The sequence below is a fragment of the Pseudoalteromonas sp. NFXS39 genome (assembly GCF_040148775.1).
GTDB lineage: Bacteria > Pseudomonadota > Gammaproteobacteria > Enterobacterales > Alteromonadaceae > Pseudoalteromonas > Pseudoalteromonas apostichopi.
This window is the reverse complement of record NZ_JAGDEC010000001.1, coordinates 31,717-51,409: the sequence shown is the minus strand read 5'-3', so window position 1 is coordinate 51,409 and position 19,693 is coordinate 31,717. Positions and strand designations below refer to the sequence as shown.

The 19,693-nt window shown below is 41.6% G+C and carries 19 protein-coding genes and 1 pseudogene; 15 read left to right on the top strand and 5 right to left on the bottom strand.

The annotated features are described in order from the left end of the window. Positions 1–14 precede the first annotated feature (14 nt). The gene (locus tag J3455_RS19805) at positions 15–149 is read right to left on the bottom strand and encodes a pentapeptide repeat-containing protein (RefSeq protein ID WP_502935086.1); all 135 of its coding nucleotides are present in this window, start codon (positions 147–149) and stop codon (positions 15–17) included. 209 nt (positions 150–358) lie between these two features. Next, the gene (locus tag J3455_RS00225; protein WP_349560721.1) at positions 359–2,524 is read right to left on the bottom strand and encodes a M3 family metallopeptidase; all 2,166 of its coding nucleotides are present in this window, start codon (positions 2,522–2,524) and stop codon (positions 359–361) included. A 419-nt stretch (positions 2,525–2,943) separates the two neighbouring features. Here J3455_RS00225 and J3455_RS00220 point away from each other — a divergent pair, with 419 nt between their 5' ends. From J3455_RS00220 to J3455_RS00150, 15 genes and pseudogenes are all read left to right on the top strand, one after another. After that, on the top strand, positions 2,944–4,275 hold the full coding sequence (locus J3455_RS00220) for a dihydroorotase (protein WP_167657335.1): 1,332 nt from the start codon (positions 2,944–2,946) through the stop codon (positions 4,273–4,275). A gap of 11 nt (positions 4,276–4,286) precedes the next feature. After that, complete coding sequence (gene folE2 / locus J3455_RS00215; protein ID WP_349560720.1) at positions 4,287–5,171, top strand: GTP cyclohydrolase FolE2; 885 nt, start codon at positions 4,287–4,289, stop codon at positions 5,169–5,171. 121 nt (positions 5,172–5,292) lie between these two features. Beyond that, entirely contained in the window at positions 5,293–7,452 is a 2,160-nt protein-coding gene (locus J3455_RS00210; protein WP_349560719.1) for a S46 family peptidase, read from the top strand. A 186-nt stretch (positions 7,453–7,638) separates the two neighbouring features. Then, positions 7,639–8,280, top strand: a complete 642-nt coding sequence (locus J3455_RS00205; protein WP_130052985.1) for a thermostable hemolysin — start codon at positions 7,639–7,641, stop codon at positions 8,278–8,280. Next, a pseudogene (locus tag J3455_RS00200) lies at positions 8,277–9,734 on the top strand (AMP-binding protein); the annotation flags it as partial. The gene J3455_RS00205 and the pseudogene J3455_RS00200, both read left to right, overlap by 4 nt. A 12-nt stretch (positions 9,735–9,746) precedes the next feature. Continuing rightward, positions 9,747–10,436, top strand: a complete 690-nt coding sequence (locus tag J3455_RS00195) for an iron-containing redox enzyme family protein (RefSeq protein ID WP_205987957.1) — start codon at positions 9,747–9,749, stop codon at positions 10,434–10,436. Continuing rightward, positions 10,433–11,209 (top strand): SDR family oxidoreductase, encoded by a 777-nt coding sequence (locus tag J3455_RS00190; protein WP_130052983.1) that lies wholly within the window; start codon positions 10,433–10,435, stop codon positions 11,207–11,209. Before J3455_RS00195 ends, J3455_RS00190 begins: the two co-directional genes overlap by 4 nt. A gap of 20 nt (positions 11,210–11,229) precedes the next feature. Next, complete coding sequence (locus J3455_RS00185; protein ID WP_167657338.1) at positions 11,230–11,877, top strand: hypothetical protein; 648 nt, start codon at positions 11,230–11,232, stop codon at positions 11,875–11,877. Positions 11,878–11,880: 3 nt separating this feature from the next. Beyond that, on the top strand, positions 11,881–12,540 hold the full coding sequence (locus J3455_RS00180; protein WP_130052981.1) for a response regulator transcription factor: 660 nt from the start codon (positions 11,881–11,883) through the stop codon (positions 12,538–12,540). Beyond that, positions 12,540–13,850, top strand: a complete 1,311-nt coding sequence (locus J3455_RS00175; protein ID WP_250662073.1) for an ATP-binding protein — start codon at positions 12,540–12,542, stop codon at positions 13,848–13,850. The genes J3455_RS00180 and J3455_RS00175 overlap by 1 nt, the downstream gene beginning before the upstream one ends. Beyond that, positions 13,843–14,190, top strand: a complete 348-nt coding sequence (locus tag J3455_RS00170; protein WP_256854101.1) for a cupredoxin domain-containing protein — start codon at positions 13,843–13,845, stop codon at positions 14,188–14,190. Before J3455_RS00175 ends, J3455_RS00170 begins: the two co-directional genes overlap by 8 nt. After that, complete coding sequence (locus J3455_RS00165; RefSeq protein WP_349560718.1) at positions 14,174–14,923, top strand: iron transporter; 750 nt, start codon at positions 14,174–14,176, stop codon at positions 14,921–14,923. Before J3455_RS00170 ends, J3455_RS00165 begins: the two co-directional genes overlap by 17 nt. Continuing rightward, positions 14,923–15,615, top strand: coding sequence for a hypothetical protein (locus J3455_RS00160; RefSeq protein WP_239978019.1), 693 nt, complete (start codon positions 14,923–14,925; stop codon positions 15,613–15,615). Before J3455_RS00165 ends, J3455_RS00160 begins: the two co-directional genes overlap by 1 nt. A gap of 200 nt (positions 15,616–15,815) precedes the next feature. Beyond that, positions 15,816–16,025, top strand: a complete 210-nt coding sequence (locus tag J3455_RS00155; protein ID WP_036972536.1) for a cold-shock protein — start codon at positions 15,816–15,818, stop codon at positions 16,023–16,025. Between the two features lie 172 nt (positions 16,026–16,197). Then, positions 16,198–16,893 (top strand): substrate-binding periplasmic protein, encoded by a 696-nt coding sequence (locus J3455_RS00150; protein ID WP_167657341.1) that lies wholly within the window; start codon positions 16,198–16,200, stop codon positions 16,891–16,893. Here J3455_RS00150 and J3455_RS00145 read toward each other — a convergent pair. The 3 genes from J3455_RS00145 to udk all read right to left on the bottom strand — a co-directional run bounded on the left by J3455_RS00145 (position 16,890) and on the right by udk (position 19,647). Continuing rightward, positions 16,890–17,618, bottom strand: coding sequence for a substrate-binding periplasmic protein (locus J3455_RS00145; protein WP_167657342.1), 729 nt, complete (start codon positions 17,616–17,618; stop codon positions 16,890–16,892). The genes J3455_RS00150 and J3455_RS00145 overlap by 4 nt on opposite strands. Before the next feature lie 157 nt (positions 17,619–17,775). Beyond that, complete coding sequence (locus tag J3455_RS00140) at positions 17,776–18,999, bottom strand: NupC/NupG family nucleoside CNT transporter (protein WP_130052976.1); 1,224 nt, start codon at positions 18,997–18,999, stop codon at positions 17,776–17,778. An 18-nt stretch (positions 19,000–19,017) separates the two neighbouring features. Further along, the gene (gene udk, locus J3455_RS00135) at positions 19,018–19,647 is read right to left on the bottom strand and encodes a uridine kinase (protein ID WP_130052975.1); all 630 of its coding nucleotides are present in this window, start codon (positions 19,645–19,647) and stop codon (positions 19,018–19,020) included. Positions 19,648–19,693 lie beyond the last annotated feature (46 nt).

The following is a 19,693-nucleotide window of genomic DNA, read 5'->3' as shown; positions in this document are numbered from 1 at the left end:
TTTTTGTTTTTAAGTTAGCGAGGAAAGTTAGCGAGAGTAAAGTTAGCGAGAGTAAAGTTAGCGAGAGTAAAGTTAGCGAGAGTAAAGTTAGCGAGAGTAAAGTTAGCGAGAGTAAAGTTAGCGAGAGTAAAGTTAGCGAGTTTCGAAATGTGAGGTAGCAGCGATTTTACATCGCGTCCTAGAGCCTAGTACCTAGCACCTCATGACGCGGGATAAACCCGCTGCTACAAGTAGGCGTGAAACTTGTTTCGCGCGTCTGACCGCTGATAGCTGAAGGCTGACCGCTCCTTTTGCTATCGTTGCGGGGTTATCAACACTCGATAACCCCACAATTCGGCTTAGCGCTTTCCTCTTAAAGCTATTGAACCGTTGCTTTTAGGCCGCGGCGTTTTAATAACGCTGAAGTGTCTGGCTCTTGACCACGGAACGCTTTGAACGATTCCATCAGGTCACGGGAGTTACCGACTTCTAAAATTTCTTTACGGTATTTTTCACCCATTTCGCGAGTTAAACCACCTTGTTCTTGAACATAAGCAAAGGCGTCTGCCGCTAAGATTTCACTCCACATGTAAGCGTAGTAACCCGCTGAGTAACCGCCGCCCATTGAGTGCGAGAAGAAGGCTGACTTATAACGTGGTGGTACAAATGGTACATCAACACCATGTTTAGCAAGCGCTTGTTGCTCAAACTTTTCAATGTCTTGTAATGGTGCATCAGCAGAAAGTGAATGCCATTCCATATCAAGTAGTGCAGCTGCAACGTACTCTAGGGTATCAAAACCTTGGTTAAAGCTACGCGATTGAATTACTTTTTTCAGTAGCTCATCAGGAATTGGCTCGCCAGTTTTATGGTGTTTTGCATAGTTAGCGATAACTTCAGGGTACATTGCCCAATCTTCTTCAAATGTTGATGGGAACTCAACGAAGTCGCGTGATACTGAGGTGCCAGATAGAGTAGGGTACTTCACGTTTGAGAACATGCCGTGTAAGCCATGACCTAGCTCGTGGAAAATCGTTGTTGCTTCATCATAGCTGATAAGCGTAGGTTCGCCATTCGCGCCTTTTTGAATGTTCATAACGTTTACAACAACAGGCTTTTGTTCTTTAAGGCCAGATTGTTTAACGAATGAGCTCATCCATGCACCGCCACGCTTGCCTTCACGAGCGAAGTAGTCAGCAAAGAAAATGGCTAAGCTCTTACCATTTTCATCAAATAACTCATAGGCTTTTACATCTGGGTGATATACCGGAATATCGTTACGTGGTTTAAAGGTGATGCCGTATAAACGGTTCATGGTGAAGAATACGCCGTCTTCTAGAACGCGGTTGAACTCGAAGTATTCTTTCACTGCATTTTCGTCAAGGTTGTATTTATCTTTACGAACTTGCTCTGCGTAGAATAACCAATCCCATGGCTGTAATTTGAATTGCTCGCCTGATTCATCAATCTTAGCTTGAATTGCAGCGGCCTCAGCGTTTACGTTTTGCATTAATGCAGGGATCATGCTCGCAAACATATCAAATACAGCTTGTGGTTTTTTCGCCATTTGTGACTCTAAACCAAAATCAGCCCAGCTGTCGTAACCTAATAGTTTCGCTTTTTGAGCACGTAACTGAGCAAGCTGTGCCACGATCTCACGGTTACTATTTTCGCCCGATAATGCGCGCTCAGCCGATGCACGCCATACTCTTTCACGTAAATCACGGTTTTTCAGTGTTGCCAAAATTGGCTGACGCGTGGTGTTTGTGATTTTAATTAGGTATTGACCTGGGTGGCCTGCTTCTGCTGCGGCATTGGCGAGTTGTTCAATTTGACCTGCTGGTAAGCCTTCAAGCTCTGCTTTGTCATCCACTAAAACAACATTTGTTTTAGTCAGTGCTAATAAGTTTTGTGAGAACTGAGTTGTTAAGCTTGAGTGCTTCGTATTGATATCACGAATTTGTTGTTTTTGCTCTGCACTTAATTTTGCACCTGCACGCACAAAACGTTTGTAGTAAACGTCTAATAAACGTTTTTCTTCAGCAGTTAAGGCAAGGTTGTCAGCTTCGCTGTGAATAGCGGCTACTTTTTCAAAGAGTGCTTTATTTAAGAAAATATTGTCGCTATGAGCAGCTAGTTTTGGCGCTAATTCTTTTTGTAATTCACGACGAGCCGGGTTTGAGTCAGTACCTGCTAGGTTATAAAAAATACTGCGTGTGCGAGTCAGTAGCTCACCACTTTTCTCAAGAGCAACAATGGTGTTAGCGAAATCAGGCTTTGCTGGGTTATTGATGATAGCTTGTACTTCAGCCATTTGCTCAGCCATACCTTTATTAAAAGCAGGCATAAAGTGCTCATCTTTAATCGCACTGAAATCAGGCGTTTCGTATTGTAATACGCTTTTTACAAACAGTGGGTTAGCTTGCTCTGCGGCAGCAGCTGGTGCTGATTGTTCTGATTTAGGCGTTGATGTTGTCGTTTGTGGTTCTGAACAGGCTGTGAGTAACAGCGCTGAACTGATCGCGGTTGCGATTAGGTGTTTCATAGTATTTCTCTTGTCATTTTTAAAATTAAATTGTGTCGATATACCCTTGCACATACGCTTTATAAGCTCTTGATTTGAAAAGCGGTTAAAACGAATTACAAAAATGCACTCATATGGGGTAGGTATCAGCATGTGATCAATGAGCCCAGCATACTGTGTCTTATTACAATTGACCTCATACGTTGCGATAAGGTGATTATTGGCTGCGATAAGCTGTTAAAATTCTCTAAGATCGGAAAGCGGCTTATTACTTAGCAGCTTAAATAGCCCGATAAAATGATCTTTTTGACTCATAACAGTTACCAAATAAAAACTTTATGGTATGTTATATTGTAACATATTAATCTGCAATCAATCTTGCCATGGAGTGCATTTTTTTACGATAAGTTGCAAATGTTGCTGAATAAGCAAGGAGCAGTATGGCTATCATAATCAAACATGCGAGCGTAGTTAATGAAGGACAGCGGAAAACAAACGATATAAAAATAGTCGATAAACGAATTGTTCTAATCGATTCTGATATCACTGCAAAGGCCAATGATCAGGTGATTGATGCAAGCGGCCTGTTGCTATTACCTGGCATGATTGACGATCAAGTTCACTTCAGAGAGCCAGGCCTGACGCATAAAGGCACTATTGCCAGAGAGTCCGCCGCCGCAGTTGCGGGTGGCATTACAAGTTTTATGGAAATGCCCAATGTTTCACCGTCGACCACCACGGCAAAAGCTCTTGCAGATAAATACGCGATAGCAGCTCAGACTAGCGCTGCGAATTATGCGTTTTACTTTGGTGCAACCCCTGACAATCTTGAAGAAATTAAAGCCCTTGATACAAAAAAAGTTTGCGGCGTGAAAGTATTTATGGGGGCATCAACAGGCGATTTACTCGTTGAGCATCCGCATGCACTAGAAGCCATTTTTCGTGAAAGCCCAGTACTTATTGCAACCCATTGCGAGCAAGGCGAGGTTATTCAGCAAAATCAGCGCCGTTTAGCAAAACGTTTTGGCGAACTACGTATCGAACATCATCCATTAATTCGTGATGAGTTAGCCTGTTATGCATCATCATCGTATGCGGTATCACTGGCAAAACGTTATGGTTCACAGCTACATGTTTTACACTTAACAACGGCAAAAGAGCTCGAACTATTTAGTAATGCCCCGATAGAGCAAAAGCACATAACCGCAGAAGCATGCGTGCATCATTTATGGTTTAACCAAGACGATTACGCACACTATGGCAATCAAATTAAATGTAACCCCGCCATAAAATCAGAGCAAGACCGCATAGCGCTGCTCGCAGCAGTGCGTGATGGTCGCATTGATATTATTGCCACCGACCATGCACCTCATACTTGGCAAGAAAAACAGCAACAATACAACGCTGCACCAGCAGGGCTTCCGCTCGTCGAGCATGCCTTATTAATGTTACTTGAACAGGTAAAACGCGGTACGTTGAGCCTTGAGCAAATCGTTGAAAAAACAGCGCATAACGTGGCAAAGCGATTTGCTATTGAAGGCCGTGGCTTTATACGAGAGGGTTATTTTGCTGATTTAGTACTGGTTGACCCAAATGCAGAAAAGCACGTTGAGCACACAAACACTCATTATTTATGCCAATGGACGCCATTCAATGGCACTACTTTTTCAAACCGAATTACACATACCTTTGTAAATGGGGAGTGTGTCTTTGATGGGCAGCACGTATACCCGCACAAACAGGCTGCTATGGCCTTAACATTTAATCGTTAAAAGAAGTTGATATGCAATTACCCGATATTACCTCGCACTCTAATGTAGATTTTCAGTCGCCTTTAAAATGGGTCGGTATGGAAAAAATAGCATTGCCTTTGAAGCTTGCACAAACTCATGTTGATGTGCACCTTAATGCCAAAGCCGATGTGTTCGTTAGCCTTGATAGCGATGCTAAAGGCATTCATATGTCGCGTCTTTATTTACTACTTAATCAGCTATTGGCTAAACAAAGCTTAACGACTCAGCGTGTTAACGAGTTTATGGAGGCCGTTTTAGCATCACAAAAAGGCTTAAGTAAAGGCGCAAAACTGGTGCTGGATTTTGATTTACCTCAGTTAAAACCAGCATTACTTAGCGACAACGCTGGTTATAATGCTTACCCTGTTATTTTAACGATTACTAAGCAGCAATCACTGACTATTAACTTAAAAGTAGATATTACCTACAGCAGCACTTGCCCGTGCTCAGCGGCATTGTCGAGGCAGCTTTTGAGCGAGGCGGTTGATAAACAATTTAACGATGCAGCGATTGATAAAGCATCATTCCTTAACTGGCTTGCAAGTGAACAGGGCTCAATTGCAACCCCTCATAGCCAGCGCTCTTATGCGTATGTCGATGTCACTTTTAGTAGTGAAAAGCTACCTGATATTGGCGGCTTTATCACAGTATGTGAGCAAGCTATAGGCACCCCAGTACAAACCGCCGTGAAGCGTGAAGATGAACAAGCATTTGCTGCTCTTAACGCAAAAAATTTACTGTTTTGCGAAGATGCAGCAAGGCGATTAAAGCAGTGCTTCGAAACAATGGATGTAATTACTGATTATCAGTTTAAAGTTGAGCATCAAGAAAGCTTACATGGCCATAATGCAGTGGTTCATGAGTCTAAATATTAGGCTCATGAAACCTGAGTGGTTTACAAATTTTGACATTAGCGGTCGCAAATTATTGCTATTCACTAGCACCATGATAATTATATGAGCGCTAAAAATGATAAACATAACAAAAAGGATGACTATGCGTTTTAAATTTATTGCTGCTGCAGTAGGTCTTGCTGTAGCAAATGTTGCTGTTGCCGACGAAGGCATGTGGCAACCTCACCAGCTACCGGAACTTGAATCTATATTAAAAGCGAAAGGTTTGAGCATTGATGTACAATCAATTTCAAAACTGACTGAGTTTCCGATGAACGCGGTAATTAGCCTTGGTGGCTGTACCGCTTCGTTTGTTTCTCCAAAAGGTTTAGTGGTAACTAATCATCACTGTGCTTATGGTTCGATTCAATATAACTCAACTACCGACAATAATATTTTAGAAAATGGCTTTTTAGCTAAGTCAACAGGTGAAGAAGTACCTGCTGCGCCGGGGTCTCGTGTTTATGTGACAGAACAAGTAACCGAAGTCACTGATAAAGTTAACCAAGGGACTGAAAAGCTAACAGGTAAAGCACGTTTTGATGCTATTGAAGCAAATGAAAAAGCACTTGTTAGTGAATGTGAGCAAGATCCAAGCTATCGCTGTAATGTGTACACTTTCCATGGTGGTCTTGAGTATTACCTCATCAAATCACTAGAAATTAAAGATGTACGTTTAGCGTATGCACCCGCTATGGGTGTGGGTAAATACGGCGGTGATATCGATAACTGGATGTGGCCGCGCCATACGGGTGATTTCTCGTTCTATCGCGCGTATGTTGGCAAAGATGGCAAGCCTGCTGAATATTCAGAAGACAACGTGCCGTACCAAAGTGATGCGTTTTTAAAAGTAAGTGCTAAAGGCGTACAAGAAGGCGATTTTGTGATGGTTACCGGTTATCCGGGTAGCACAAACCGTTACCGTATATCGCCTGAAGTTGACTACGTGTTTAATACAGCCTACCCATTAGCGCGTAAATATAATTCTAAATATGTTTCGTTAATTGAAGAAAATGCCCCAGAGGGTTCAGAGGCACGTATCGCTTACGAAAGCACGATTGCGGGTTACAACAATTACATTAAAAACTATGGCTCAATGATTGAGAGCTTTAATAAAGGTTCAATGTATAGCCGTAAGCAACAATTCGAAAAAGATCTCACAGCGTGGATCAATCAAGATAGTAAGCGCAAAGCTAAATACGGACATGTACTTGCTGATTTATCAGCGCTAGTTGCACAGTCGCAAGAGCATAACCAGCGCGACCGTATGTTAGGTTACGTACACCGCTCACAAATGATTTCAACTGCTCGACGTTTATATCGTTTAGCGTACGAAAAACAAAAGCCAGATGCTGAGCGCGAAAGCGGTTATCAAGAGCGTGATATGCCACGTATCGAGTCACGTTTAAAAAGCATGAGCCGTCGTTATGATGAAGCTGTTGATAAAGCAATATTGCTGTACTTTATTGAGCAGTATGCGGCATTACCAAAGGACCAACGTGTTGCAGAAGTTGATAAAGCGCTTGGTTTAACAAACGGTTTTGACAAGCAAAAACAACAAGCTTTACTTGATGAAATGTATGCTAAATCTGTTCTTGCTGATGAGAGTAAACGCTTATGGATGGCAGGCCTTGATCTTGCACAGTTAAAACAAAGTAGCGATCCTTTCATTCAGTACGCTCAGGCTATTTTTGCTGCCACTAAAGATATAGAAGATGCGAAAAAAGAGCTGGCCGGTAAACAGCAAGCCGCTCGCCCTGCATTAATGGAAGCAATTATCGCTTATAACAAGGCACTTAATAAACCTGTTTATGCTGATGCGAACAGCACCCTACGTGTAACTTACGGCACGGTAGGCGGCTATTCACCGCAAGATGGCTTAGTGGCAACCCCCTTTACAACTTTAGAGGGACTGCTTGCTAAAAACACCGGTGTTGAACCATTCAACTCACCAGAAAAGCAAAATGAGTTAATTAAGCAAAAGCTTTATGGCGATTACACTGGCGGTATGAATACTGTTCCGGTTAACTTTTTATCAAATGTAGATACCACAGGTGGTAACTCAGGCTCACCAACTTTAAACGGTAATGCTGAACTGGTTGGTTTATTATTTGATGGTGTTTACGAAAGCATTATTGGTGATTGGGATTACGATGAAAACTTAAATCGCTCAATTCACGTTGATTCACGATACATGTTATGGGTGATGGATAAAGTTGATAATGCGCAAAATTTACTGAAAGAGATGACTATCGTTAAGTAATCTAAGTTTAACGTTAATTTAAGCATTAAAATGCCAGTCTAACAGACTGGCATTTTTGTTTTTAATAAAAATAAAATCATTAAATTTCATTAGTTTGAAAAATATTTATAAAAATTAATTTTTCTTAAGTTTTATTTAAGTTTCGCTCGATAAATTTTACACATAACCTAAGTGGAGCGAACAATTATGCTTTCAGTTCAACAATTACAACAAACTCAAGTTCAAGAGCCAGCCTTTGTTTGCACTCGTGAAGGAGGTCAATTCCGTGACCGCCTTGAGAGCAATATCAAGCAAGGCTTTGCTGCTGCGTATGACGCGAAAATTTCGCAATTCATGCCGCTACTTTGCGAGCTTAATGTTGATGATGAAGTATGTACTTTAGGTCTTCGCTCTGCATCACAGCCTTTGTTTATTGAACAATACCTCCCTGCGTCTATTGAGCACTTTGTCAGTGCCAAGCGTGAGCACATTTTTGAGCTAGGTAATTTATGCTCAACGCATCGAAAAGCCACCTTGGCACATTTTGTTTTAATGAACGAAGCACTTTATCAAGCAGGGGCAAAATATTTAGTGTTTTGCGCAACCCGTAAAGTGAGAGCGTTATTAAAAATGCTTGGTGTGAATTGCAAAGAAATCGGTGTTGCCAATGCACAAGCACTTCAAGATCCAGCTAGCTGGGGTAGCTATTACGACAATCAACCAACCATTTGTGTGGTTGACCTAAACGAAGCACATCAACGTGTATTAAACACCCCAGTTTTATTCAATATCAAACAGCAGTGTTTGCAGTCATCACTTGAGCTTGCTGTATTTTTGGAGGCGTTATGAGCTGGTTAACACAATTACCGCATAAGGATAGCGACACCTTGATGGTTTGCCATCAAAGTGATGGTGTACGCTCACTAACTAAACAAGAGTTTACTGAGCAAGTAACTCGTTTACTGCCAACCTTAGCTGAATTTGATGCCCAAGGCATCGCTTATCAATTAGATAACACGCCAGCATGGTGTGTATTGGAAGCCGCGATTAGCGATCTTAAAAGAGTCGCGATTCCGCTACCAACGTTTTTTACTGCTCAGCAAATTGCATTTGGTTTGCAAAACAGTGGGGCAGGGCTATTTGTATGTGACCGCGCATACGAAGGTGAGCATGCTAAGTTAGTGGCGTTAGTTGACGTGTGTAAGCATTACCCTTTATATGTTTATCAACTGAGTAATACACAGCCTGTGCCTTATTTTGCTAACACGCAAAAGATTACCTTTACATCGGGCTCAACGGGTACACCAAAAGGCGTGTGTTTATCTCTTGAAAGTCAAATGCAGGTAGCTACATCACTCTATCAAAGCATTGGTTTAGAAAAACCAAACCATTTGTGTTTATTGCCGTTACCGGTTTTGCTTGAGAACTTAGCAGGTGTTTATGCGCCGCTATTAGCTGGTGGTACGGTTAATTTGGTCCCTTTAGCTGAACTTGGTTTTTCTGGTGCGCAGTTACTTGAACCTCACAAATTGATTGCTGCAATTGAACGTACTGAGCCAAATACTCTTATTTTAGTGCCAGAACTTCTTACCTGTTTGGTGGCTTTTGCAAAGCAAGGCTGGCAAGCGCCTAAAAGCTTAAAGTTTATTGCTGTAGGTGGCGCGGTTGTAAGTCAGCAGCTTATTAAGCAAGCCCGTAAATGTGGCTTACCTGTGTATCAAGGTTATGGTTTGTCTGAGTCTTCATCCGTGGTGAGTTTAAACACTAGTAATGATGATGACATCGAAACTGCAGGCCGAGTACTTAAACATATTCAATATAAAATTGAAAATGGCCAACTTTATATCAAAGGTTCATTATTTTTAGGTTATTTAGGTCAAGCTGCACAAAATACCGACGATTGGTATGCCACTGGAGACTTAGTTACTGAGCAAGAAGGCCGTTTGGTTATCCAAGGCCGCTTGAAAAATCAGCTTATCACGAGCTTTGGACGCAATATCAGTGCTGAGTGGCCGGAGTCATTATTGCTCAGCCACAGTCAGGTACAGCAAGCTGTCGTTATTGGCGAAGGCCAAGCGTTTTTAGCTGCGCTTATCTTTGCAAACCAAGCGATGAGTGACAATGAGCTTGCAGCACACATTGCTAAACAAAACGCGCAGTTACCCGAATACGCACAGATAAAAAAATGGCATCGTCTGGCAGAGCCAATGAGCCAAACCCAAGGTTTATTAACTAGCAATAATCGCCCAAAACGCGATGTTATTAACCAATTTTTTGCTAGAGAAATTTCAGCATTTTACAAAGAGGCGACGAGCATGAGTCAATTTTTCAATACATTACAAGCCGAAACACAAAATGAGCGCGACTATCTTTTAGCAGCGCCGATTATTGGCCGAGTTTTTAAAGGTGAAGTAAGCCTTAGTGAATATGCATCGTTTTTAACTCAAGCATATCACCATGTTAAGCACACAGTGCCACTACTAATGGCTGTGGGTGCAAAGCTTACCGATAAACAAGAGTGGCTGCGTGAAGCTGTTGCAGAATACATTGAAGAAGAGTTAGGTCATCAAGAATGGGTATTAAATGATATTGCTGCATGCGGTTTTGATAAAGAGTTGGTACGTAATTCTCGTCCACAGTTTTCGACCGAATTAATGGTGTCGTATGCCTATGATGCAATTAATCGCGGTAATCCTTTAGCTTTCTTTGGTATGGTTCATGTGCTTGAAGGTACTTCTATTGCATTAGCAGATAATGCTGCAGGACAAATCCGTGAGGTTGTTGGGCTACCTAAAAAGGCTTTTTCATACCTTACTTCGCACGGCGCACTTGATATTGAACACGTTAAGTTCTTCGAATCACTAATGAATAAAATAGACAACGAGGACGACCAACAAGCCATTATTCACGCCGCTAAATGTTTTTACAAACTATACGGCAATATTTTTCGTGACCTCGACTCAGAGCCTTTCTTTACAGAGGCGGACATGGAGCAAAGCGCATGAGTAGCCCAGTTTGTGTGCTAACCGGCGCAACTGGGGGCATTGGCCGTGCTATTGCTCTTAGCCTTGTGAAAGAAGGGTGGCGTTTATTGCTGGTAGGCAGAAATGTTAAGCAACTTGCTGCACTTAAGTTGGAGTGTGGTAATGACGCAGAGTATTTTCAGGCTGATCTAAGTAACAGTGAATCCCGTGATGATCTTGCCAAGTTTGCTCAGCAAATTGGTGGTGCAACATTACTTATCAATAATGCAGGCGTCAATGTGATGCAGGGCTTTAGTGAAATCAGTGAGCAGCAAATAGATCACCTGTTAAATATCAACCTGCATGTGCCAATTAAATTATGCCAGCTATTTTTACCACAAATTACACGCAACAAAGGCACGATTGTGAATATAGGTTCATCGTTTGGTAGCATCGGATATCCATATCAAACCTTGTACTGCGCCAGCAAGTTTGGACTTAGAGGTATGACAGAAGCCCTTGCCAGAGAGCTCAGCCACAGCGATGTGAAAATATTGTATTTAGCACCTCGCGCGACTGATACCGCGATCAACTCGCCACAAGTGCGTGCGATGAACAAAGAGCTTGGTAACACGATGGATCCGCCTGAAAAAGTGGCAGATGCATTAATAGATTTAATTAAATCAAAAAAACGTCGCCGTTTTATCGGCTTCCCTGAAACATTATTTGCCCGTATTAACGGCGCATTTCCATCACTAGTTGATAACGCAATAGCAAAACAACTTCCTAAAATTAAAAGTTTTTTTGCGAACTAAATTGATTAAGGTGAATGATTATGACTAAACTAAATTTTAAAGCCCTAATGATGTTAGGTGTTATCATGGCCGCGCCTGCAAAAGCCGACTTTAATAGTGATTTAAGTTCTGTGCAAAAAAAGTGGGCAGTGGTTAATTACGAATTAGTTGATGATGCGCAATTAGATGCCTTTGAAAAACTAGCCAACGAAACGGCTGAATTTACAAAAGCGAATGACCAGCAGGCTGCAAGTCATATTTGGTACGGTATCGTGCTATCGAGTTATGCGGGAGCGAAAGGGGGCTTAGGTGCTCTTGGTCTTGCAAAAGATGCTAAAGCGCAATTTGAAAAAGCGCTAAGCTTAGATCCAAAAGCGCTCGACGGTTCAGCATACACCAGCCTTGCTACCTTGTACGGTAAAGTGCCGGGTTGGCCAATTGGTTTTGGTGATGATGATGAAGCGAAAAAGCTGTTTCAGCAAGCGCTTGAGCTAAATCCTCGTGGTATCGATAGTAACTATTTATATGCTTCATTCCTATATGACGAGCGTAAGTATAAATCAGCTAAAGAATTTTTATTGGTTGCTCAGCAAGCGCCAGCGCGCCCTGATAGACCAAAAGCAGATCTTTACCGCCAACAAGAAATTACTAAACTATTGGCTAAGGTAGAGAAAAAAATAAAGAGATAAACTATGCATTTATTGCTCGTTGAAGACGACCATTTAGTGGCTGAAGGCCTGTGTCGCTCTTTGCGTCAACAAGGATATAGTGTTGAACATAGTTCGACCGTTAAGTCAGCGATGCAATGGCTGGACAACGATGAAATTGAGCTGGTAGTCCTTGATTTAGGGCTACCTGACGGTGATGGCATCGACATTTTAAAGCATATAAAAAAACATCGTAAAAACATTCCTGTAGTGATTTTAACTGCTAGGGGTAGTATCGACGATAAAGTTATGGGTTTAGATTTAGGGGCTGATGATTATCTTGCAAAACCGTTTGATCCCGCTGAATTATTTGCACGTCTTCGGGTTGCAAGCAGGCGCCTGACACAAGCACAAACCAGCACCTTAAAAGTCGGTGATGTTGAAATGGATACCGCGGCTTTTACCGTGAGTTATCAAGGAGAGCCCGTTAATCTTCCGCGTAAAGAGTTCATGCTCCTTAAAGCTTTGTTAGAAAATCAGGGCCGCGTGCAATCAAAACAGCAGCTAGAAAGTAAACTCTATGAGTGGGGCGAAGAGGTGGGATCAAATACCATCGAAGTGCATATTCATCACTTACGTAAAAAATTTCCGAAAGAGTTCATAAAAACCTTACGCGGCATTGGTTATGTGGTAGGTAAACGCTAGTGTCAATTCGTAAGCGACTCACCTTACTTATCTTGTCTATGGTGATCTTAACCTGCTTTTTGGCTTTTACTAAAGGTTATCGAGAAAGTATGAATCAGGCTGAAGCACTGCTTGATAATGAGTTGGTAACGCTTGCGCATGTGTTGATTGAACAGCCGTTAAATAAAGAAACTCCTGCCTATACGAGTAATTTACCGCAGTTATTATTTCAGGTTTGGGTGGATGACAGTTTGGTCTCAAGCTCAAAGTCATTACAAAATAACCCAATCAATCAAAGTCACTGGCAAACCGGGTTTAGTGTTGAGAATTTGGCAGGGCAACGAGTCAAAGTATACCGTTTAAGCGAAGGAGATAAGCGGGTGCTTATTGCTGAGCCATTGAGTAAACGTGTGGCACTAACAGAAACAGTGATTTTATCGGCTATGACGCCATTGTTATGGAGCGTACCAATCTTAGCACTGCTTATTAGTGTTTTTGTAAAACAAGGGCTTGCGCCACTCACTCGGTTATCTAATCAACTTAAACATAGACAAGCAAATGACTTTACTGCGATCCCTTGGCAGACCCCAGAACAAGAAATTAAACCCGTAATCAGCCGCTTAAATGATCTATTTAAGCGTGTTGAAAGTGCCTATTTACGAGAACGATTTTTTGCCTCAGATGCGGCCCATGAGCTGCGCACACCGCTTAGTAGCTTAAAAATAAATGTACATAATTTACTTGCCCAAGGTGTCGATAGTGTAGAACTTGATGCGATGGAAAAAGGCGTTGATAAACTGAGTAATATCGTTGAGCAGATGTTGATTTTAGGGCGAACATACCCAGAGCAGTGGCAGGCGCAATTTAGCCCTGTATCGGTATTAGAGGTTAGCCAGCAAGTTGTAGCACAACTTTATGACCGTATCGATGAAAAAGAGCATACAATTAGCATAGATGGTGATGATTTTATTATTGCTGGTGATGAATTCACTTTGATCACTTTATTTGGCAATTTACTGAGTAACGCCATAAAATATACACCAGCTGTGGGAGAGATTTGTATTACTCTTAAAGCCGAAGGTAATCGTTTTATCTGGCAAATTGATGACTCCGGTCCAGGTATTGATGAAGCTCAAAAGCAGCGCATTTTTAACCGTTTTTACCGCGTGGGTGGCGATAAACATCCATCCGGTGAGCAAGGAGCCGGGCTTGGTATGGCTATTGTTGAACACATAGTATCGATTTATAACGCTGATATTGCGCTTGCAGATAGTCACCTCGGTGGCTTGCGAGTAAGCGTCTCTTTTATGCAAGGAGAGATTAGTGAATAAATGGATTTTGGCATTCTCTATGCTGCTACTATGTATGTCGTCTTGGCTTGCTTATGCCAAAGAGTACAAACTGATCTTAAGAGATCATCTATTTTACCCCGCTGAAATTAAAGTACCTGCCAATAAAAAGCTGCGACTTTTAATCGAAAATCAAGATGACACTCCTGAAGAGTTCGATAGCTTTGACTTAAACCGCGAAAAAGTGCTCTATCCAGGCCGCACCAGTGTGATTTATATCGGCCCATTAAGCCCTGGGCGTTATGATTTTTTTGGTGAATTTTCGCCTAACACTGCTCGAGGGACTGTTGTGGCTACGGAGGTGGATGATGCTGATAACTAGTCTGCTGATGAGTATAAATCAGCTTCTGCCAGTGGTGATTTTAGCTGTGCTTTTGGGTTTGATTGTGCCGTTAAATCAGCGTCAGCTATGTATTTATGCCGTTATTGGTATTTTGATGAGCTTAGTGTTTGTACAAGGCGCTGCATGGGTGAGCCAGTTATTTGATCATAGAGGCTTAGAGTTCATGCAAATGTTGCTGTGTATTGTGATTTTTGCAGCTGCATTAATTAGTTGTCAGCAACGAAGTCAGGCCGCAGCTGTCGCATTGGTTGCTACCATGACGTTGTATTTAAGTCACTACATGATTTATTTAGTCAGTTTCTGGCACAGCAAAGATACTGCTGAGCCTCTGATACTTGGTACCTTATTAGGGGTTGGTATTTGTATTAGCTTTGGTGTGTTACTGTTCTTTTTACTTGAAAGTGTTGTTAAACGCGCAGGCGTGCAGCCTTTAGTTGTGTTGCTTGCCTTAAATGCAACAGCAAAGTTATTGATACTTCTTGATTTAGCAAGTCAGGTAGACCTACTCGATGTGACTTCAAATTATTTAGATTGGCGTGGGTTTCTAGTTGAAAACTCAGAACTAGGGCGGGTATTAAAAGCCTTATTGGGTTACGAAGCCACACCAAGTAAAACAGCGCTTTGGGTGTATGTAGTTGCAGCGTTGGTATTTATCGCCTTAGCGCGTGTTTTAAAAATTAAAAAGACAGAGGAGCCAGTATGCGGTTCTTAATGATTAGCTTAAGCTGTTTGCTGTTAGCAACTATTAGTCAAGTCGCACATGCTGATGGCATGGTGGTCGATAAAGTATATCACCCTTATGTAATGCCTTTTGAACGCGAAGTAGAGTGGCGTTTAGTGTCGAGACAAACTGATAGCGGCAATGTGTTAGCGCAGCGTGCAGGTTTTGGTGGGGCAATTAATGACACCATGAGTCTTGAAGGTTATTTGGTTGGCGAACGAGACGATAACGGCGATTTTGGGTTATCTTCATACGAGGTAGAGTTACGTTGGCAGCTTGTTGAACAGGGACGATTATGGGCTGACTGGGGGGCACTATTTGAGCTTGAAAAACAACATACAGTGGATGCTTACGAAGCAACGACTGGCTTTTTATGGGAAAAAGAGTTTGGCCGTACAAGCCTGACTATGAATGCATTTTTAGTGTATGAATGGGGCGCAGATATCGAGAATGAGTGGGAAAGCGAGTTTCGTTTGCAGTATCGTTATCGCTATCGATCAGCGTTTCAACCATCAATAGAAATTTACGCTGGTGAGGATTTTGTTGGGGTTGGTCCCGGCTTTATTGGTTTACATAGGTTTAGTCCAAAACGTCAGTTAAAATGGGAAGCTGGTTTTATCAGCGAACTGAGTCAATCCGGTAAAGATCATAGCTTTCGCTTAGCATTGGAATTTGAGTTTTAATGACGATAGTGTTTGACTTATCTTAGTAACTCTATATAGTGGGCACCAGCTAGAAAGAAAGCGTGTAATTAATAAATCTTTATTTCGTTGTTGTATAAGTAATACTTGTAGTACCGTCCTGAAGTTTTTAAGTACCATCTCATTTTTTGCTACACCCGCCCATTAGGGCATTTTTAATTTTTTATATCAGGAATAATACTATGTCTAACATCGTATCAGGTACAGTTAAGTGGTTTAACGAATCTAAAGGTTTTGGTTTCATCGAGCAAGAAAATGGCCCAGACGTGTTCGCACACTTCAGCGCTATTAAAAGCGACGGTTTCAAAACTTTAGCTGAAGGCCAACGTGTAGAGTTCACTCTTTCACAAGGTCAAAAAGGCCCACAAGCGGATAACATCACTCCGTTATAATTTTTACTTTTAGTAAAAATTAAGAAGAAGCAAGCTACGGCTTGCTTTTTTTGTGCTTAAAAATTGACTGAGCTAATGAAAATTTCTATATTTAATGCAGCTATTTAATTAGGGTGTATTAATTATCTTAAAATTATTGTTGTTAGCATGCCTAAGTTTTGCACCCGTAGTAATGGCAAAGGATAGTGTCACCATCTACACCGAGCAATTCCCGCCATATAATTTTTCAAACAAAGGGCACCTAGAAGGCATTAATCTTAAATTTGTCAAAGCAATGTGTGTTGATGCAGACATTGAATGTCACTTCGAGCTTTTACCTTGGTCTAGGGCATATCACTTTGCACAGAAAAAACCACAATCAGGCCTAGTCTCTACGGCACGAGTTCCTGATCGAGAAGAGTTATTCAAGTGGGTTGGTCCACTGGCTTCATCACGTAACTTTTTTTATCGCTTACAATCAAATGATCGCATTAATCCTATCGACTTATCTCAAGTAAAAGATCATAGTTTATGTGTTGTCAGAGACAGCATTTACGAAAAATTCGTAGAAAGCATTGGCTATGAAGGTGATAAAAATCTTCTAAAAGTGAGTCACTATTACGAATGTATTAACCTATTTTTTAAAAATAAAATTGAGCTGATCATAGGCTCAGAGCTATCGTTTAAATATCAATTAATGCAGTATGGTCACCAAGGCAGAGAAGTGGTTAAGTTAGTTGAATTGCCTCTGAATGGCGCCGTGGGTAACTTTCTAGCGCTAAATAAAGCATTACCTGATGAGTTAGTTGCTCGATTTCAAGCAAGTTATAACAAGCTGAGTAAACAAGGACTACTAGAAAAGTATATTGAGCAATATAAGGCGAATTAAGGTCGCTGTAGTAACATCACGGTATTGTATTTTGGCGTCACCATCACTTCATTAAATGCTTTTTTTAACGCATCCACATAGCGTTGTTCGGTATTAATATTTGCCGCGAGGTAGCCTTTCATGGTTAAAAAGTCGATACCATGCGTAAAGCTAAAGCGACGCTCATCTAATGCCAGCTGCTCAGCCATAGCTGCAATATAATTTTTATCATCGATAATTAAATCAACCTTGCCCGACATCAACAGTTGATATGATTTATTGATATCCGAAGTATAGACTACAGTGTAACCACGGTCTGTTAGGCGCTGTGCCGCTAAATCATTACGTTGTACGGCTATTTTGTAATCTTTTGCTTGCTCGTTTGAGGTGATGTTTATATCTGTGCGAGAGCTTAATTTAACAAAGCCCATTTGATAGGTAGCCACTTCACCAATCCAATGAAAGTGTTTTTCGCGCTCAGGGGTCTTCGCCATACTATAAATAAAGATATTAGGTCTCTTAAGTGCCATATTGTAGGCACGGGCCCAAGGATAAAGCTCTATATTTGGGTTTATGTTTGCTTTGGCAAAAATAGCTTTAACTAATTCGGTGCTTTCACCGGAAACTTGGTTATTGATTAAAGTTTGGTTTGGTGGCGACAGCTCAGTCACAACGGTCAGGGTCGGTTCGCAAAGTGCTGGCCAACTAAAGAAAAGGATTAGTATATAAACTCGTAAAAATTTCATTTATGTACTTAAATAGACTTAGTAATTAAATCTTAGCACATAAAACGATAAAAGGGCCTTGCGGCCCTTGGTGAAGTATCGTTCAAGTCAGATAGACCTTTAACCCCTTAAAGTCCTATCCTATTGTTTTGCAACTACGGCTCATCTCATTAAGTTTCTAAGCTAGCGAGAGGAAAAAACCTGCAATTGCTGCACTCATGAGGTTAGCCATAGATCCTGCTAACACTGCTCTGAGCCCTAAGCGTGCGATATCCTTTCGCCGACTAGGCGCCATACCGCCTAATCCACCTAGTAAAATTGCTATCGATGATAAGTTAGCAAACCCACATAACGCGAATGTGACAATCGCTTGTGTGTGCGCACTTAACGTATCGCGATAATTAATAAAGTCGAGGTAAGCAACAAATTCGTTTACTACAACCTTCTGACCTATAAAACTGCCTGCGATTACTGCTTCGTTCCAAGGTACACCTAATAACCATGCAACTGGCGCGAATACGTAACCTAAAATTTCTTGTAGCGTTAATGTTGGATGATCAAACCAACCACCAATACCGCCTAATAACCCATTTAGAAGTGCAATAAGTGCTACGAAAGCAAGTAACATAGCACCTACATTCAGTGCTAGATGCATACCGTTTGCGGCACCTGATGCAGCAGCATCAATTACGTTAACCGGTTTTTCTTCTTGTACGTCTAAATCAGCTAAATCTTCTTTTGGTGTTTCGGTCTCTGGCACAATCATTTTTGCCATTAAGAAACCACCTGGTGCCGCCATAAAGCTGGCTGCGATTAAGTATTTAAGCTCTACACCAATTGTTACGTAACCCGCCATAACAGAACCTGCTACGGTAGCAAGGCCACCGACCATTACCGCAAACAGCTCTGACTTAGTCATGCTGGCAATAAATGGCTTAACAATCAATGGTGCTTCTGTTTGGCCAACGAAAATATTGGCGGTTGCAGAAAGCGATTCAGGGCGAGAGGTTTTCAATAGCTTTTGTAAGCCACCGCCGAGAATCTTGATTATCCAATCCATTACTCCGATGTGATACAACACAGCAACTAATGCTGAGAAGAACACGATAACGGGCAATACTTGTATCGCAAAAATAAACCCTAAAGTATCTTGCGATGCCAGTGAGCCAAATAAGAAGCTTATACCGTCATTGGCATATCCAATAACCGATGAAACTCCTCGTGACATACTTGCTAGTACGTTTTTGCCCACTTCGAAGAACAAGACAAAGCCACCAATTAACACTTGTAGTAAAAAGGCGATGCCTACTGTTCTTAAATTAATCGCTTTACGGTTAGTTGAAGCCGCAAAAGCAATGCCTAGTAGCACAACAATGCCTACTAAGCTCATAAATGTTGTCATACTGACTATTTCCCGTTGTTATTGTTGCAGTAAATATTTTATTTTACTTTTAATTATATCAATGGCAACGCGATTCATACCGCCGCGAGTGACTACGAGATCAGCTTTGTGTTTTGATGGCTCAATAAACTGATAAAACATAGGTCGCACTGTCGCTTGATATTGATCAACAACGGACTGTAATGTTCTGCCACGCTGCTCCATATCTCGTTGCATACGGCGCATAAGGCAGATATCTAACGGTGTATCAATAAACACCTTAATATCAAATTCTTTTCGAAGTGCCGGATCACTCAGTAGCAAAATACCTTCAACGATAAGTACTTTTGCAGATGCAACTCGGCGCGTTTCATCGCTACGGGTATGCATTGCATAGTCATAAGTTGGTACGTCTACCGATTTTCCAGCGCGCAATTGAAGTAAGTGCTCATGCAAAAGCTCATGCTCGAAAGCATCAGGATGGTCGTAATTGGTTTGCGTTCGATGGTCAAACGGCAAATGCGACTGGTCTTTGTAATAAGCATCTTCTTCGATCACTGCGATCGCGCCCGGTTCAAGCTCATTGACTAATTCGTTATAAATTGTCTTGCTAAAAAGAGACTTGCCCGACGCAGATGCGCCAGCAATAGCTATAATTGTTCGTGTCACTAAAGTTCTCGCCCACACAGAAGGAAACATTGTTAGGTAGATCACA

Bases quoted from the DNA above. Each gene is read 5' to 3' on its own strand.
- J3455_RS00225 (WP_349560721.1), bottom strand. From the start codon at position 2,524: ATGAAACACCTAATCGCAACCGCGATCAGTTCAGCGCTGTTACTCACA.
- J3455_RS00220 (WP_167657335.1), top strand. From the start codon at position 2,944: ATGGCTATCATAATCAAACATGCGAGCGTAGTTAATGAAGGACAGCGG.
- folE2 (WP_349560720.1), top strand. From the start codon at position 4,287: ATGCAATTACCCGATATTACCTCGCACTCTAATGTAGATTTTCAGTCG.
- J3455_RS00210 (WP_349560719.1), top strand. From the start codon at position 5,293: ATGCGTTTTAAATTTATTGCTGCTGCAGTAGGTCTTGCTGTAGCAAAT.
- J3455_RS00205 (WP_130052985.1), top strand. From the start codon at position 7,639: ATGCTTTCAGTTCAACAATTACAACAAACTCAAGTTCAAGAGCCAGCC.
- J3455_RS00195 (WP_205987957.1), top strand. From the start codon at position 9,747: ATGAGTCAATTTTTCAATACATTACAAGCCGAAACACAAAATGAGCGC.
- J3455_RS00190 (WP_130052983.1), top strand. From the start codon at position 10,433: ATGAGTAGCCCAGTTTGTGTGCTAACCGGCGCAACTGGGGGCATTGGC.
- J3455_RS00185 (WP_167657338.1), top strand. From the start codon at position 11,230: ATGACTAAACTAAATTTTAAAGCCCTAATGATGTTAGGTGTTATCATG.
- J3455_RS00180 (WP_130052981.1), top strand. From the start codon at position 11,881: ATGCATTTATTGCTCGTTGAAGACGACCATTTAGTGGCTGAAGGCCTG.
- J3455_RS00165 (WP_349560718.1), top strand. From the start codon at position 14,174: ATGATGCTGATAACTAGTCTGCTGATGAGTATAAATCAGCTTCTGCCA.
- J3455_RS00160 (WP_239978019.1), top strand. From the start codon at position 14,923: ATGATTAGCTTAAGCTGTTTGCTGTTAGCAACTATTAGTCAAGTCGCA.
- J3455_RS00155 (WP_036972536.1), top strand. From the start codon at position 15,816: ATGTCTAACATCGTATCAGGTACAGTTAAGTGGTTTAACGAATCTAAA.
- J3455_RS00150 (WP_167657341.1), top strand. From the start codon at position 16,198: ATGGCAAAGGATAGTGTCACCATCTACACCGAGCAATTCCCGCCATAT.
- J3455_RS00145 (WP_167657342.1), bottom strand. From the start codon at position 17,618: ATGAAATTTTTACGAGTTTATATACTAATCCTTTTCTTTAGTTGGCCA.
- J3455_RS00140 (WP_130052976.1), bottom strand. From the start codon at position 18,999: ATGACAACATTTATGAGCTTAGTAGGCATTGTTGTGCTACTAGGCATT.